The 15,844-nt window shown below is 44.0% G+C and carries 14 protein-coding genes; 13 read left to right on the forward strand and 1 reads right to left on the reverse strand.

The features are described 5' to 3' along the window. Positions 1–3: 3 nt before the first annotated feature. Both ACSR9A_RS07320 and ACSR9A_RS07325 read left to right on the forward strand, forming a co-directional pair. Positions 4–1,104 carry a glycosyltransferase family 2 protein gene (locus ACSR9A_RS07320; RefSeq protein WP_473756441.1) on the forward strand — a complete coding sequence of 367 codons (1,101 nt, stop codon included), beginning with the start codon at positions 4–6 and terminating at the stop codon, positions 1,102–1,104. Positions 1,105–1,118: 14 nt separating this feature from the next. Continuing rightward, the gene (locus tag ACSR9A_RS07325; RefSeq protein ID WP_473756442.1) at positions 1,119–2,294 is read left to right on the forward strand and encodes a glycosyltransferase family 2 protein; all 1,176 of its coding nucleotides are present in this window, start codon (positions 1,119–1,121) and stop codon (positions 2,292–2,294) included. A 101-nt stretch (positions 2,295–2,395) separates the two neighbouring features. Here ACSR9A_RS07325 and pseH read toward each other — a convergent pair whose 3' ends face one another. Then, a complete protein-coding gene (gene pseH / locus ACSR9A_RS07330) occupies positions 2,396–2,935 on the reverse strand; it encodes a UDP-4-amino-4,6-dideoxy-N-acetyl-beta-L-altrosamine N-acetyltransferase (RefSeq protein ID WP_473756443.1) in 540 nt (179 codons plus the stop codon). A 209-nt stretch (positions 2,936–3,144) separates the two neighbouring features. Here pseH and ACSR9A_RS07335 point away from each other — a divergent pair, with 209 nt between their 5' ends. From ACSR9A_RS07335 to prfB, 11 genes are all read left to right on the forward strand, one after another. Continuing rightward, on the forward strand, positions 3,145–3,870 hold the full coding sequence (locus ACSR9A_RS07335; protein WP_473756445.1) for a cytidylyltransferase domain-containing protein: 726 nt from the start codon (positions 3,145–3,147) through the stop codon (positions 3,868–3,870). Then, complete coding sequence (gene pseG, locus ACSR9A_RS07340; RefSeq protein WP_473756446.1) at positions 3,870–4,958, forward strand: UDP-2,4-diacetamido-2,4,6-trideoxy-beta-L-altropyranose hydrolase; 1,089 nt, start codon at positions 3,870–3,872, stop codon at positions 4,956–4,958. The genes ACSR9A_RS07335 and pseG overlap by 1 nt, the downstream gene beginning before the upstream one ends. 7 nt (positions 4,959–4,965) lie before the next feature. Next, positions 4,966–6,015, forward strand: a complete 1,050-nt coding sequence (pseI, locus tag ACSR9A_RS07345; protein WP_473756447.1) for a pseudaminic acid synthase — start codon at positions 4,966–4,968, stop codon at positions 6,013–6,015. Positions 6,016–6,042: 27 nt separating this feature from the next. Further along, entirely contained in the window at positions 6,043–7,392 is a 1,350-nt protein-coding gene (locus ACSR9A_RS07350; protein WP_473756448.1) for a DUF4910 domain-containing protein, read from the forward strand. Then, complete coding sequence (locus ACSR9A_RS07355) at positions 7,389–8,189, forward strand: formyl transferase (protein ID WP_473756449.1); 801 nt, start codon at positions 7,389–7,391, stop codon at positions 8,187–8,189. Before ACSR9A_RS07350 ends, ACSR9A_RS07355 begins: the two co-directional genes overlap by 4 nt. Before the next feature lie 42 nt (positions 8,190–8,231). Next, positions 8,232–9,182: a dTDP-glucose 4,6-dehydratase gene (locus ACSR9A_RS07360; protein WP_473756450.1), complete on the forward strand. Its 951-nt coding sequence runs from the start codon at positions 8,232–8,234 to the stop codon at positions 9,180–9,182. A gap of 22 nt (positions 9,183–9,204) precedes the next feature. Beyond that, positions 9,205–10,386 (forward strand): UDP-4-amino-4,6-dideoxy-N-acetyl-beta-L-altrosamine transaminase, encoded by a 1,182-nt coding sequence (gene pseC / locus ACSR9A_RS07365; RefSeq protein ID WP_473756451.1) that lies wholly within the window; start codon positions 9,205–9,207, stop codon positions 10,384–10,386. A gap of 232 nt (positions 10,387–10,618) precedes the next feature. After that, positions 10,619–10,816, forward strand: a complete 198-nt coding sequence (locus tag ACSR9A_RS07370) for a cold shock domain-containing protein (RefSeq protein WP_056036940.1) — start codon at positions 10,619–10,621, stop codon at positions 10,814–10,816. Between the two features lie 223 nt (positions 10,817–11,039). Further along, positions 11,040–11,585: a ribosome hibernation-promoting factor, HPF/YfiA family gene (gene hpf, locus ACSR9A_RS07375; protein ID WP_046229713.1), complete on the forward strand. Its 546-nt coding sequence runs from the start codon at positions 11,040–11,042 to the stop codon at positions 11,583–11,585. A 313-nt stretch (positions 11,586–11,898) separates the two neighbouring features. Next, positions 11,899–14,403, forward strand: a complete 2,505-nt coding sequence (secA, locus tag ACSR9A_RS07380; RefSeq protein WP_473756452.1) for a preprotein translocase subunit SecA — start codon at positions 11,899–11,901, stop codon at positions 14,401–14,403. Positions 14,404–14,563: 160 nt separating this feature from the next. After that, positions 14,564–15,671, forward strand: a protein-coding gene (prfB, locus tag ACSR9A_RS07385; protein WP_473756453.1) for a peptide chain release factor 2 whose coding sequence is annotated in 2 segments (ribosomal slippage) — positions 14,564–14,635 and positions 14,637–15,671 — 1,107 coding nt in all. Because the reading frame shifts where the segments join, the coding sequence is not laid out codon by codon here. The last annotated feature ends 173 nt before the right edge of the window (positions 15,672–15,844 follow it).

Raw genomic sequence — 15,844 nt, forward strand, 5'->3', positions numbered from 1 at the left:
TAAGTGGGCGAAGAATCTAAGCTAGTATCTGTTATTATTTCTGCATATAATCATCAAGATTATGTTCAGTGCTGTTTAAAAAGTTTTATTAAGCAAACTTATCCTAATATTGAACTGATTTTATTTAATGATGGCTCATCAGATCAAACCCATGAAAAAATAATGGAAATCTATGAAGAACTGGACGAGAGGTTCGAGAGATTTATATATCAGAATAAAGAAAATGAAGGTATCAGTGTTAACTTTAATAAAGGCATAAAGATGGCCGAAGGAAACTATATAAAAACATTTGGTTCAGACGATATTCTTATGCCTGATGCTATATCAACTTTGGTAAACTTTCTGGATGATAACCGTGAGTTCCATATAGCGTATGGTGATGGTTATCATGTTCACACAAAAGAAACCTTATTAGATAATATCGTTTTTGAGGAAAAATATAGATTTTCTAAAATTTGTGATTTTAAATCTGGAGATATTTATAATAATTTACTTGAAATGCTTCCTGAAATGTCAACTTGGACAGTTCTGTTTAGGAAAGAGTGCTTTGAAGAACTAGGCTGCTATGACGAAGATCTTCTATGTGAAGATATGGATATATATTTACGTTTCTCTAAAAAATATAAATTTGGTTACATAGAAGAGATTTTAGCTTTGCATCGTTTTCACGGAGAGCACGCTGGATTGAATCCCGATGTCATGCTCTCCAGTCTCGATAAGATGCTACTTAAGTATGATAGAACGAATTTTTTTAATAATCGGGAAGAAAGAGAAAAATTTGTTGCGATTATTGAATGGACAAGAAGAGTGTTACAATACTATGATTATAATCCCCTTATAAACGGCAAGAAGCTTATTATTTGGGGTACGGGAAGTTTTTTTGAGAAATATAAAGACTTTCTACATTATGAAATAGCATATTTTGTTGATTCAAAGGCACAGGGTGAAAATACAAGGGTATACGGGAAAAACGTCTACTTGCCAGAACAGCTATTGCTTGAAAATAAAAATGATATCTTTATAGCTGTAATGAGCTCATTCTATAAAGAAATATATGTTTGGTTAGAAGAAAATGATTTTGAATTTCAGGGCCAGTATTACTAGAAGGGAGTACGAAGTTGGATAGTAACAACGTAGTGAAAATTTCCGTAATGATGACCGTGTATAATAATGAAGATTTTATCAAGGAAGCCATTGAAAGTGTACTTTCGATTGACTATCCCAATTTGGAGTTTGTTATTGTTGATGATGGGAGTACGGATACATCTGCAGATATCTACAATACTTTCGCAAGCGGTGATGATCGTTTTATTATTGCTAAGCACTATGTCAATCAAGGCATTCCACAAGCAACAAAAACAGGGTTGGATCATTGTACAGGAATGTATATTATTTTCGCAGCGGCAGATGATATTACTTTGCCAAATCGCGCAAAGGCGGTTTTGGATAAATTTAATGAGTCTAGTGAAATTGGTATCGTTATGTCAACTGCAATTATCATTAATAATGAATCCGAGGAAACGGGAGCACGGTATGTGTTTCCGGACTATCTTAATGATTCAAATATTACATTGGAGCAGCTTAAAAGGAACTACTGTCTTGGAGCAGCAATGGCATTGAAAAACACCCCTGAAATTTATCGCGCTGAACATTTTCTTCAACACTCTGATGACTACCAAATTGCTTTAGAGTATATCCTTTCAGGTTATAGCATAGGGATCATACAAGAGGAGTTAGTCAAATACCGGATGCACGAGAATAACTTTTCAAATCAGCACGGAGTCATGAAAAAGAATGTTACACGTACTCTGGCCAATTACAAATCTAATCGTTTTATCGAAATTTTTAATAATCAGGGATTTATACAAAGTGAAGTATATCTGAGTATTAGCATTTTTGAATTATTTAGAGGTGGGATTTCTGTGGCTGCACAGTACTTGCTGAAAGTCTCCCCAGATCAGTTGCCCACGAAGAGACAGGCTTATGAGTATTATTTTTATAGTTCAGTTGTGGCCTATAAAGAATCAGATAAGCAAACATGCTATTCATATTTAAAAGAAGCAATGAACTTGAACGGTCAGGAGCCTTCTGGCTTGAACAATATGGCTGTACTTGTGATTGAGTTGTTTAATGATATTGAGAAGGCGAAGGAATATCTGATGCAAAGCATGAGTCTGAATCTCAACTATCAGGATGCATCAAAAAATTTATCATTATTAAATGACAGCACGGCAGCACTTAAATTTACGGAACGTATTATAGAAAGTGCTCAATTCAGAAAAATGAACCTTTAATAGGACCACTTAGATGGTGCTTGTGAAGCCATTGTAGGAAACAGGGAAGGAAGTTGCTTCCCTGTTTTTTTACGCAATGATATTGTATTCCTCTTCACAAGCTAGTATTTTTCGAAAGTAGTTGCATAGGATTTGCCCTTAGCTTTAATGAGCCAATCTTCCTTCAACAACTCCAACGCATAAACATTATGAAACTTATTGTATTTAAAAATATGGTCACGATAATGCCCAATCTCTCTATATCCGTGCATCATATGTATCTTGATGATATTATGATTTCCTTCCATGACTTCGGCATTCAATTTTTGTAGCTCTAATTCATTGAAAACATAATGATAAATATAGGGCGGAATCAACGCTCCACTTATGCCATAGTTAGGCTCACCAATGTAGTAGCCCCAGTAGGCGCGTTTATTGGTCCAATCAATTCCATTTAGGGATACAAGACCGACAAGGGTGTTTTTAATAGAAATCATCCAATACATATCGGTAGAGGAAGCGGTTATTTTTTGAAACCATTTCCTGTGCTTATCAAGGTTGTAAGCAATATCGGTAAACATAAACTTTGTTACATGCTCACTAGTTCTCCATCTCAATACCAACTCAAGGTGTTCTTCCTTCATCTTAATAAATTCAATCATTAGGCTCACCTTTCTGTTCTATTGCATGTGTTGGGCTAATGCTTAATCGTTTCATAATTTTAGGAACAATTATAGCATATTATAATAGTAAGGGAATTTACTCTATTCGGAACGGCTCAGTTGACCGATAAAAATACATATAGCTTATATATCAAAATTGAGAAACGTTATACTTATGGAAGCCGTTAATGAGTAGGAGGAATAGGTTCATGAATATAATTGTTATTATACAGGCTAGAATGGGCTCATCGCGACTCCCAGGGAAAATATTGCTGCCGCTAAATGGTGATTCTGTTCTCAATTATGTTGTGAACCGAAGCAGGAAGATTAACTCTGTTCGAGAGGTTATTGTAGCCACATCTGTATTGCCTGGGGATGATGCGATTGCAAGCTGGTGTGCGGACAATGGAGTTGCTTGTTTCAGAGGCTCAGAGCTAAATGTACTATCCCGATATTACGATTGCGCTGGTCTGTATAAACCTGATTATATTATTCGAGTTACTTCGGACTGTCCGTTTGTTGATTATCAACTCGCCAATCATATTGTGGCGGCTATGCAGGAGCAGGCTTCTGATATTGCGCTTTTGGAAGGATTGCTTCCTAGAGGGCTGGCAGTCGAGATGATTTCTTATGAGGCTTTGACGAGAATCAAGCATGCCCTGACCGAGGAACGCCACCGGGAACATGTGACTTATTATGCATATGAATATGCTGAGCAATTCTCAAGCACGATCATTCAAGTGCCAGAAGAACTGAGGCATCCAGAGTTGAGAATTACACTTGATACGGCTGAGGATTATGACTTATGCTGTGCGGTTGCAGAGGCATTTAAGGGCGATATGGAAGTGGATTCAGCTAATGTTGTACGTTATTTATTAGATAATCCGGATATAGCCCGATTAAATGCTCATATTGAGCAAAAGCCGGTTGTATAATGGGAGCGGCTGTCATCGTAAGAGCAGATGCTTCACAAGCCATAGGAACAGGACATATTATGCGCTGCTTATCCCTTGCGGACGAGCTGGCCGCTTGCGGATATAGCGTTTTATTCATTAGCCGGATGTTGGAAGGCAATCTTCAAGACTATATCATTCAGCGAGGGCATCGTTGTACAATGATTCACTCGTCGGATTCTTTAAATCGAACGGACCGGGATGGAATTCAGGAGGATGCTGAATATACGATCCAATCATGTTTGGCGGAGAAGCCAAAGTTACTCATTGTTGATCATTATGCACTTGATGCGTTTTGGGAAGAAAGAGTAAGGCCGCATGTGGGACAGCTAATGGTGATTGATGATTTGGCTAATCGCCGACATTTGGCACATATCCTCTTGGATCAGAATTTAACGCGAGATCAAAATAGCCGTTACCGGAATTTGGTTCCAGACGACTGTAGGCTGCTGCTCGGCCCTGCCTATTTGCTGTTAAGACCTTCATTTTATGAGCAAAGGGCCTCTTTGAGACAAAGGGGGGAAGAATTCAATCGACTCCTGATTTTTTTTGGCGGCAGCGATCCAACTCATGAAACAGTCAAGGCACTGAACGCATTAAAAGTTCTAGCATCTCCAGCCTCAAGCAATAAAAAACTTTTTCATACTGATGTTGTAGTCGGCACAGCAAATTCTCGCCTGGAGGAAATAATACAGCTTTGCAGTGATATGGCAGATGTTACGTTACATATTCAAATCGAATATATGGCAGAGCTGATAGCAAAGGCTGATTTTGCTCTTGGAGCGGGCGGAGTGGCTATGTGGGAGCGTTGTTATTTAGGTCTCCCTTCAGCGGTTGTCGTTGTAGCCGAAAATCAGGTTGATACCGTCAGCTTGGCTGGCCAACTGGGTGCTATTATCGATATGGGCTCGCATGAACAAATAAATTCAGGGCATTATGCCGATATAATGAATAAAGTTTTGAATTCAGCCTACTCATTAGGTTCTCTGGGTGCCAGAGCATTGGAATTAATGGATAGCCAGCCTGGCCAAATGCAGAGCAGAGTAATTAAGGTTATAACGGAGGAATGATTGCGTAATGAAGGACATTAACATTTTAGACCGTATGATTGGGAAAAAAAATAAGCCCTTTTTGATTGCTGAGATGTCAGGCAATCATAATCAATCACTTGAGCGCGCGTTGGCTATCGTAGATGCTGCGGCAGATGCAGGTGCAGATGCACTCAAGCTGCAAACCTATACGGCTGATACCATGACGCTAGACATTCATGAAGGTGATTTTTTTATTTCGAGCCCAGAAAATTTGTGGCAGGGAACATCTCTATATAAGCTTTATCAAGAAGCCTATACACCATGGGAATGGCATAAGCCGATTTTTGATCGTTGTCGTGAGCGCGGCATGATTGCTTTCAGTACACCTTTCGATGCGAGTGCTGTGGATTTTCTAGAACAGTTGAATGTCCCAGCCTATAAAATTGCATCGTTTGAAAATACAGACATTCCCCTTATTCGCAAAGTGGCTGCTACAGGCAAGCCAGTCATTATTTCGACAGGCATGGCTTCCATCGCTGAATTGGATGAGACGGTACGAGCGGCCCGAGAAGCAGGGTGCGAAAATCTTGTTTTATTAAAATGTACAAGCACGTACCCTGCGACTCCGGCTAACACCAATTTATTAACAATCCCTCATATGGAGCAGCTTTTTCAATGTCAAGTGGGATTGTCCGATCATACGATGGGGGTAGGGGTTTCAGTTGCCAGTGTGGCAATGGGGGCTACTGTTATCGAAAAGCATTTTACGCTTTCGCGAGCCGATGGAGGTGTGGATTCCGATTTTTCTTTAGAACCGGAGGAATTTAAGGCGCTTTCTATAGAGACTGAACGTGCATGGCAGGCTATCGGAACCATACTCTACGGGGCAACAGAGGCAGAACAGGATTCCAAAAAACATCGCCGCTCCTTATATATCGCAGAAGATATGAAGGCAGGAGAAATGTTTACAGAACAAAATGTAAGGGCAATTCGGCCTGGACTAGGTCTCCCCACCAAATATATGGAGCTTATTATGGGAAAACAGGCGCGAACTGATTTGAAGAAGGGTACCCCGCTTTCATGGGACAACCTCTAGGAAACCAACAAAGAAAGGGTAGCCGCTGTGAATAAAGTGAATGAACTAGAAGCAATGGACAAGCTGTTTGACCGTCTTTTCCCAATATGCCGGAGCATTACAGGGGAAGGGGTACGCGAGACCATTGATATATTGTCCGAGTATGTCCCCCTCGAAGTATTTGGCGACCCGACAGGCAAGCAGGTATTCGATTGGGAAATTCCTAAGGAATGGGTCATTCGCGATGGATGGCTGAAGGCACCGGACGGGCGCAAGCTCGCGGATTTTAAAAGCAGTAATTTGCAAATTCTCAATTACAGTACGCCAGTTCATGTCAAACTTTCACTTGCAGAACTGGAGAGTCACTTGTTCTCCATACCGCATCTCCCGGAGGCTGTTCCCTATGTTACCTCGTACTATAAGGAGCGCTGGGGATTTTGTCTGCCCCATCGAGAGCGGGAGCAATTGAAAGAAGGGGAGTACGAAGCATTCATTGATAGCGAGCATATTGTTGGGGAGCTCAACTATGCCCATTGTGTGCTTCAAGGAGAGACGAATGAAGAAGTGCTAATTAGTACCTATATTTGCCATCCGTCGATGGCTAATAATGAGCTCAGTGGGCCACTAGTTGCTGCTTGTTTATATAATCGGATTGCAAAATGGAGCAAACGCCGTTATACATATCGGTTTGTTTTCGTGCCAGAGACGATTGGCAGTATAACATACTTACATCGATTCGGTACAGAATTGAAACAAAATGTTCGTGCAGGTCTAGTATTAACTTGTTTGGGCGGAGCAGAGTCTCTAAACTATAAGCTTTCTCGTTCGGGGGCTAACCCGCTTGATCGGATTTGGCAGCAGCTTCTTGAACGGGAGGAGCTGAATGGCATTACGAGGCCTTTCACCCCAGCTTTTGGATCGGATGAGCGTCAATATTGCTCACCAGGCTTTAATCTCCCTGTTGGCCAGATGGCACGGACAGTATATGGGATGTATGATGGCTACCATAATTCATTGGATACAAAAGAAGCTATGACCATTGAGGCATTACAGCGTAGTGTGAATGAATTGGAAGAACTGCTGAAGCTGAATGAAGCAGAAGGATATTATATAAATCTTTCCCCATATGGTGAAGTAAAGCTAGACAAGCATGGGCTGTATCCGGATATAAATTCACCCGTGAATCGTTCTCAGTCTACGAATGAAGTTATGGACAATCGTAGGCAGCTGAACATTATTTTGACCCTATTAAACTACGCGGATGGTGAGCATTTGTTAACGGAGATAGCTGACTTATGTGAATGCAGTATAGCCACAATCATCCCGTTCATTGAACAATTGAAAGATAAAGGAATTATTCATGGCCCTTATACAGAGAAAGGAAAGCTGCTCCTATGAAATTAATATTTTTGACAGGCTCCCACCCGAGGCATTTGCATATAGCAAAACGATTGCATGAAGAAGGGCTGCTTCAAGCACTGCTGATTGAGAAGCGGGAGGAATTTATTCCAAGCCCGGATCCAAGCTGGGCGAAACTGGACAAAAACAATTTTATTCGTCATTTTCAAGACCGTCATAGTTCGGAAGAGCGGGCATTTGGTGCCATAGATTTAGACGGATTTGATGGGATTATGGTGCGTGAAGTAACGATAGATCAATTAAATAGCAGCGAGACCAGACAATGGGTGATTGAGCAAAATCCCCAGGCTGTAGTGAGCTATGGCATTCATAAGCTTGATGAAGAGACGCTGAGCGTTTTCCCGGAAATATCCTGGAATATACACGGTGGCTTATCTCCTTGGTATCGAGGGAACATCACGCTTTTCTGGCCATTCTATTTCCTGAAGCCGAACTGGGCGGGTATGACGATTCATCAACTGACTTCCCAATTGGATGGGGGAGCCGTCATTCATCATTCTGTGCCTGAGCTGCACCGGGGGGAAGGTCTGCATGATGTTGCCTGTAATGCGGTTAAGCAGGCTGCCGAGGATCTCATCCAACTTTTTAATAAGATGGGTGAAGGTCAATCGTTTAAAGCAATTCCGCAGCGATCCAGCGGCAAGCTGTTTACATCGAAAGATTGGGCTCCACAGCATTTAAGGCTGGTATATAACACATTTAATAATGATATCGTTGATCGTTATTTGGACGGAGAGCTAGGTCATGAAGAACCTAAGCTTGTTAGAGCTTTTTAATTTGATTTCAGGATAAGAAGAATATCCTTTAGGAGGACTACTGTGAATATATTGCTGACCGGCGGAGCTGGTTTTATTGGAAGATGGGTAGCCAAGCAACTGCTTGAGGATGGCCACAACTTATGGATTATTGATGATTTATCTAATGGCAGGGAAGCGAATATTGAGGAATTTCGCCAGCATTCGCGTCTGGAGCGTTTCATTGAGGGTTCAATACTCGACGAGTCTTTGCTGAAGCAGCTTTTCGAAGAAAATAAATTCGACATTTGCTATCATCTAGGCGCATCTATAAATGTACAGGATTCTATAGATGATCCTCGCACTACCTTCAACAATGATACAATTGGAACCTTTCATGTGCTGGAGCGGGCTCGTAAGCATAATGTCAAAGTCGTATTTATGAGCACCTGCATGGTTTATGACCGTTGTACGGAAGAGAGCGGAATTGCAGAGCATCATCCGATCAAACCGGCTTCGCCTTATGCAGGCGCCAAAATTGCTGCTGAAAATATGGTACTGTCGTATTATCATGCATACGGTTTGCCGACGGTTGTTATACGTCCATTTAATACCTATGGTCCGTTTCAGAAGACCGGAGGCGAAGGCGGAGTTGTAGCTATTTTCTTAAAGAACAAGCTAGCAGGCAAAGATTTGAATATATACGGGGAAGGTACGCAGACGCGTGACCTGCTGTATGTGGCGGACTGTGCGAGATTTGTCGTTGAAGCAGGCTATTCCGATAAAGTGAACGGAGAAATCGTCAACGCGGGCTTGGGCCGGGACATTTCGGTTAATGAATTGGCGAAGCTCGTGCTGGAGGGGGATGAATCCCGTATCCGTCATGTTGAGCATATCCATCCGCAGAGTGAAATTCAGAAGCTGCTTTGCAACTCATCCAAAGCCTTTGGGCTGCTTGGCTGGAAGCCAGAGGTGACTCTGGAAGAAGGTATTAAGCGGACAGAGGACTGGATTCGCGTAACGGATTTGATTTAACTTAGGAAAGGCGGCAGATCAGATGGAATATGCGGGACCAGTTAGAGAAACGCTGCTGCCTTATGGCAAGCAGTGGCTGGATGAAGAGGATATCGAGGCTGTGGTGCAGGTTTTGCGCGGCGAGCTTATTACTCAGGGTCCAGCTATTGAGGGGTTTGAGCGCCGGGTAGCGGAATACGCCGGCGTTCGTTATGCGGTTGCTTTTTGTAATGGAACGGCGGCCCTTCATGGCGCCTGTTTTGCTGCGGGCATCGGTGCTGATGATGAGGTTATAACAACGCCAATTACCTTTATAGCCAGCAGCAATTGTGTATTGTATATGGGAGGCAAGCCAGTTTTCGCAGATATATTGCCTGATACCTATAATATCAACCCGGCTGAGGTAGAGAGGCTAATTACGAGCCGTACCAAGGCGATTATTCCGGTGGATTTTACAGGACAGCCTGTAGATATGGACCGAATTAATGAACTGGCTCGCAAAAATAATTTGGTCGTCATTCATGATGCCGCCCATTCTCTAGGAGCCTCTTATGCAGGGCAGAAGGTAGGCTCATTGGCACATATGACGATGTTCAGTTTCCATCCTGTCAAACATGTGACTTCAGGAGAAGGCGGGATGATCGTAACCGATGACGAGCATTATTATAAACGTCTGCTATTGTTTAGAAACCATGGTATGACACGGGATGCTGCTGTTATGCAGAAAAATGACGGCCCCTGGTATTATGAAATGTCGGAGCTAGGCTTCAATTACAGAATGACAGATATTCAAGCAGCATTAGGCCATTCACAAATGGGCAAGCTCGACCATTTTGTAGATCGCAGACGGGAGATTGCCGCGGCTTATAACGAGGCTCTATCCGGCTTGGATGGGTTAGTCCTGCCGTTCCAGCACGAGAAAAGCGACTCCAGCTGGCACTTATATATGATCCGCTTTGAGCAGGGCAAGTTTACGGCTGATCGCAGGGAGATTTTTGAGGCATTTAGGGAAAATAATATTGGGGTTAACGTTCATTATATCCCTGTGTACCACCAGCCATTTTATAAGAATAAGGTTAATAAGGTAGTGCATTGCCCCGAAGCGGAGACGTATTATCAAACCTGCATTACACTTCCATTGTTTCCAAGGATGAATGAGCAGGATGTAGCAGATGTAATAACAGCCGTGTTGAAAATATATAAACAATATTATGCCGTAAGGTAACTCACTGGTGATGGCAATATGGATAAATACTCGATTCTTCATATTGTAAAAGCAGGCGCAGGTACTTTGAAGGGTTGTTCGGTTCTTAGGACAGAAAATAGCCTACACAACAACAATGTATTCGCTTACAATAAATTGTTTGACAATTCTAATAACGCGGTGTTATAGTCAAATTGTGGGCCACATGAGTAAGGTGTTTCACAGTATTTGAAGATGAAGGGACTGTTTATGCATGCAAGGTAAAGTTAAATGGTTTAACGCGGAGAAGGGTTATGGATTTATCGAAACTGATCAAGGCGGCGACGTATTCGTTCACTTCTCGGCTATTCAAACAGAAGGCTTCAAAACTCTTGACGAAGGCCAAGCGGTTGAATTTGACATCGTAGAAGGCGCACGCGGTCCACAAGCTGCTAACGTCACTAAACTGTAATCATCAGGCTGCAATAGCCAGTCTATAGGATTCATTTATATGTAAACTTTAAGCTCCGGGCAACCGGAGCTTTTATTTTGCCGAATGGCACTAGGTGCTTGTTAATCTGTGCTCGTTCAAACCTTCGACATAAATTATTAGAAAATTCTAAATTAATAGAAAATAGTTTTACTATACCTCCCCTACTATGTTATAATAAGAACATGTAAAGGAGGCATGCCCCATGGAATACATCATTCGAGGTCAACATTTACAAGTGACAGATGCACTCAAGGAATATGTCGAGAAGAAGCTCGGCCGCTTAGAGAAGTATTTTGAAGCCCCTACCTCCGAAACAACCGTAACCTTATCGGTGACGAAAGGCATACACGCTGTCGAGGTCACGATTCCGATTGCCCGCAACTTTTTGAGAGCAGAGGAAAAAAGTGCCGACATGTACGCCTCTATTGATACAGTTGTGGATAAGCTGGAAAGACAAATTCGCAAGCACAAAACGAAAGTTAACCGTAGATTCCGCCATGACAGCGGTGTGAAATCGCTATTCAGGGAAGAAGGCTCCGCCGTAGGCGTTCTCGAGCATGAGGAAGAGGATTTCGAAGTCGTAAGAACGAAGAAATTCCTGCTTAAGCCGATGGATGTGGAGGAGGCCATTTTGCAAATGAATATGGTCGGCCATAACTTTTTCGTATTTGCCAATAGCATTAATGAAGAGGTGAACGTCGTGTACAAACGCGATGATGGAACATATGGATTAATTGAACAAGGCTAATACAAGGCCAGTCGTACTTATACATTTATTGCAATTTCAAGCCTTTCCTCCTGCGGGAGGGAAGGCTTTTTCATTTTTTTGGAATGGTGCATTTATCCATAGGAGACAATGCTGTTTTTTAATAGGTAGACGTTTTGATTTCGCCCTCTGCGCGATGTATAATGAACTCAGTTGAAAACATAGACGGTTCGCCTTTTTTCTTTTCGAAAGGTTTATTATATTCTTACCTGAAAATAATGGTGATGCGTTGCGGTGCATCCTGCAAACTGTTACAATTTAAGGCAAACAAGCGTAAGGTGAAAGGGGAAGCCCCATGCTCGGATTAGTGAAAAAAATATTTGGTGATGCGAACGAGCGCGAGGTTAAACGCCTCACGCGTAAAGTAGAAGAAATTAATGCACTGGAGTCAACCGTATCGGCTTTGTCCGATGAGGAACTCACAGCTAAAACAGCACAATTCAGAGCTCGCCTTGCTAAAGGGGAGACGATTGATCAAATATTGCCAGAAGCTTTTGCAGTTACGCGTGAAGCTTCGAAGCGTACGCTCGGCATGCGTCATTTTGATGTGCAGCTGATGGGCGGTATCGTTCTTCATGAAGGCAAAATCGCTGAGATGAGAACCGGTGAAGGTAAAACGCTCGTGGCGACACTGCCTGTATATTTGAACGCGCTATTGGAGAAAGGTGTACACGTCGTAACGGTCAATGATTATTTGGCCTCCCGTGACAGCCAGCTGATGGCTCAGCTTTACAATTTCCTCGGCATGACGGTCGGCTGCAACTTGAACGGCTTATCGCATGAGGAGAAGCAAAGCGCTTATGCTTGCGATATTACGTACGGTACGAACAATGAATTTGGCTTCGATTACTTGCGCGACAACATGGTTCTCTACAAAGAACAAATGGTTCAGCGCCCGCTTTATTTCTCAATCATTGATGAAGTGGACTCCATCCTTGTCGATGAGGCGCGTACACCGCTAATTATTTCGGGACAAGCTGCCAAGTCGACTGATCTTTATTATTCCGCGGACCGCTTCCTGAGCCGTTTGAAGGCGGAAGAGGATTACACGATTGATGTGAAGCTGCGCAACGTTATGCTGACGGAAGAAGGCGTGGAGAAGGCTGAGAAGGCGTTCCATATTGAAAATCTTTTTGATCATGAAAATGTGACGCTCAATCATCATATCCAACAGGCGCTTAAAGCTAATGTTATCATGAAGCGCGATGTCGATTATGTCGTTCAAGATGACGAGGTTATTATCGTCGACGAGTTTACGGGACGTTTAATGTCGGGTCGTCGATACAGCGATGGCTTGCATCAAGCGATTGAAGCGAAGGAACAGCTCAAAGTACAAAATGAGAGCATGACCTTGGCGACGATTACGTTCCAGAACTATTTCCGGATGTATCGCAAACTTGCGGGCATGACCGGTACGGCGAAGACGGAGGAAGAAGAGTTCAAGCGGATTTACGGCCTGGACGTTATTCAAGTTCCAACGAACCGTTCGATGATTCGTAAAGATCTTCAAGATGTCGTCTATAAATCGGAAACAGGCAAGTTTAATGCTGTTGTTGAGGAGATCGTTGCTCGTCACGCGAACAAACAGCCCGTGCTGGTTGGTACGATTTCCATTGAAAATTCCGAGAAGCTGGCAGATATGCTTAAGCGCCGCGGCGTTGGACATAAAGTACTCAATGCGAAGTTCCATGCGGAAGAGGCTGAAATTATTTCGCGTGCCGGTCAAGCCGGATCTGTTACGATTGCAACAAACATGGCAGGACGCGGTACCGACATTATGCTTGGCGAGGGCGTAGCTGATTTTGGCGGCCTCCATATTATTGGTACGGAGCGCCATGAGAGCCGCCGGATCGATAACCAGCTGCGTGGTCGTGCAGGACGTCAAGGTGATCCGGGCTCGTCGCAGTTTTATTTGTCGCTGGAAGATGAACTGATGCGCCGTTTTGGCTCGGATAACATTATGGCCATGATGGATCGTCTTGGTCTGGAAGAGGATCAACCGATCGAAAGCCGGATGATTACCCGTGCAGTAGAATCGGCTCAGAAGCGCGTAGAAGGAAACAACTTCGACCAGCGTAAAGTCGTTCTCCAATATGATGATGTCATGAACCAGCAGCGCGAAGTCATTTACAAGCAGCGTCTGGACGTGCTTACTTCCGATAACATCCGTGAAATCGTCATGGAAATGATTAAAGCGGTTATTGGCCGCACGGTTGAAGCTCATTGTACGGAGGATATTCCGGAAGAGTGGGATTTGGAAGCTATTATCGACTACGTAGATGCCAACCTTCTCAATGAAGGCACCGTCACAAGAGACAACATTTGGGGTAAAGAAATTGAGGAAATTACACAATTTATTTATGACAAAGTCGTTGCTTACTATGACGAGCGTGAAGCTGAGCTAGGCGAAACAACCATGCGTGAATTCGAGAAGGTCGTTTCGCTCCGCGCGGTTGACAGCAAATGGATGGATCATATCGATGCAATGGACCAGCTGCGCCAAGGTATCCACCTTCGGGCATACGGCGGCACAGATCCGCTTCGCGAGTACCAATTTGAGGGCTTTGAGATGTTCAAAGCGATGATTGATACGATTCAAGAGGAAGTTGCCAAATATATTATGAAGTCGCGCGTAGAGAGCAACCTGGAGCGCCAAGAGGTAGCTCAAGGCCAGACGACGACGAACAGCCCAGGCGAAAGCCAAGAGAAACGTCCGGCGAAGCGTCTGGACCGGGTTGGCCGCAATGATGATTGCCCATGCGGCAGCGGCAAGAAATACAAGCAGTGCCACGGTAAATAAGGTACTGATCGGATAGGCAAGGCTTAACGCGCCAGTGTGCGAAAGAGATGCGGCAGAAGCTGCTTCGCTTCGCAGCAGGCGCGTTTATGCCATCAGGAAGCAAAGCAAGTAAAAGCTGGGCAACCAGACAAGATAAGAAATTTGAGGTGAAACGTACGCTATGATAGAACCAACGGTGAAACAGGACTTGCGAGAAATAGCGAAGCGGCTCCAAGATCTCAGGGGGTCTCTTTGACTTAGATCTTAAGAATGAGCTAATCGCAAACTATGAGGAAAAAATGACGGCGCCTGATTTTTGGGATGACAATGACAAGGCGCAAAACGTGATTTCCGAAATGAATGCGGTCAAATCGGTCGTCGATCAATATTTGCGCTTGAATGGCGAGATGGAAGATTTGCAAACGATGCTGGAGCTGGCAGAGGAGGAGCAGGACGTGACGCTTGAGCCTGAGCTGCTGGAAGGAACAGCCCAGCTGCTGCGCAAGCTGAATGACTTTGAGCTGACGCTGCTGCTCAACCAGCCGTATGATAAGCTCAACGCTATCGTTGAGCTGCATCCTGGCGCCGGCGGCACCGAGTCGCAGGACTGGGGCCAAATGCTGTACCGCATGTATACACGCTGGGCGGAGAAAAGCGGCTTCAAGGTCGAGCTGCTTGATTATCTGCCAGGTGATGAGGCAGGCATCAAGAGCGTCACGATTTTGGTCAAAGGCTACAACGCCTACGGCTATCTTAAAGCGGAGAAGGGCGTACATCGCCTCGTTCGTATTTCACCATTTGATGCGTCAGGCCGTCGTCATACGTCCTTTGCATCTTGCGATGTAGTACCGGAAATCACCGATGACATCGATATCGAAATTCGCAGCGAGGATTTGAAGGTCGATACATACCGCGCAAGCGGGGCGGGCGGACAGCATGTCAACAAGACGGAATCGGCGATTCGTATTACGCATATTCCCTCGGGTATCGTCGTTGCCTGCCAGCAGGAGCGTTCGCAAATTCAGAACCGTGAGCGGGCTATGAATATGCTGCGTTCCAAGCTTTATGAGCGGAAAATCGAAGAGCAGCGTCAGCATCTCGCGGAAATTCGCGGCGAGCAATCGGAAATTGCCTGGGGCAGCCAAATTCGCTCCTATGTTTTTCATCCGTACAGCATGGTCAAGGATCATCGCACATCGGTGGAGACGGGCAATGTGGGAGCCGTTATGGATGGCGACCTGAACGCCTTCATCAACGGATATTTGCGCCATCAAATTCGCCACGACTAACAGCTGGTGATTGCTGCGTTCCTATAAGCTAACCCGAGTGCTGGGCATTTGCCGTAAAAGGCTATAAGGATACAGGATATGGATGAATACGCATGGATCAAGCCATATTGACGTAAGCTAAGAAGAGTTCCGACTCGAATAAGGGTGGAACTCTTCTTTTTTTATGAGCGTTT

The organism is Paenibacillus sp. R-74696 (assembly GCF_055814915.1).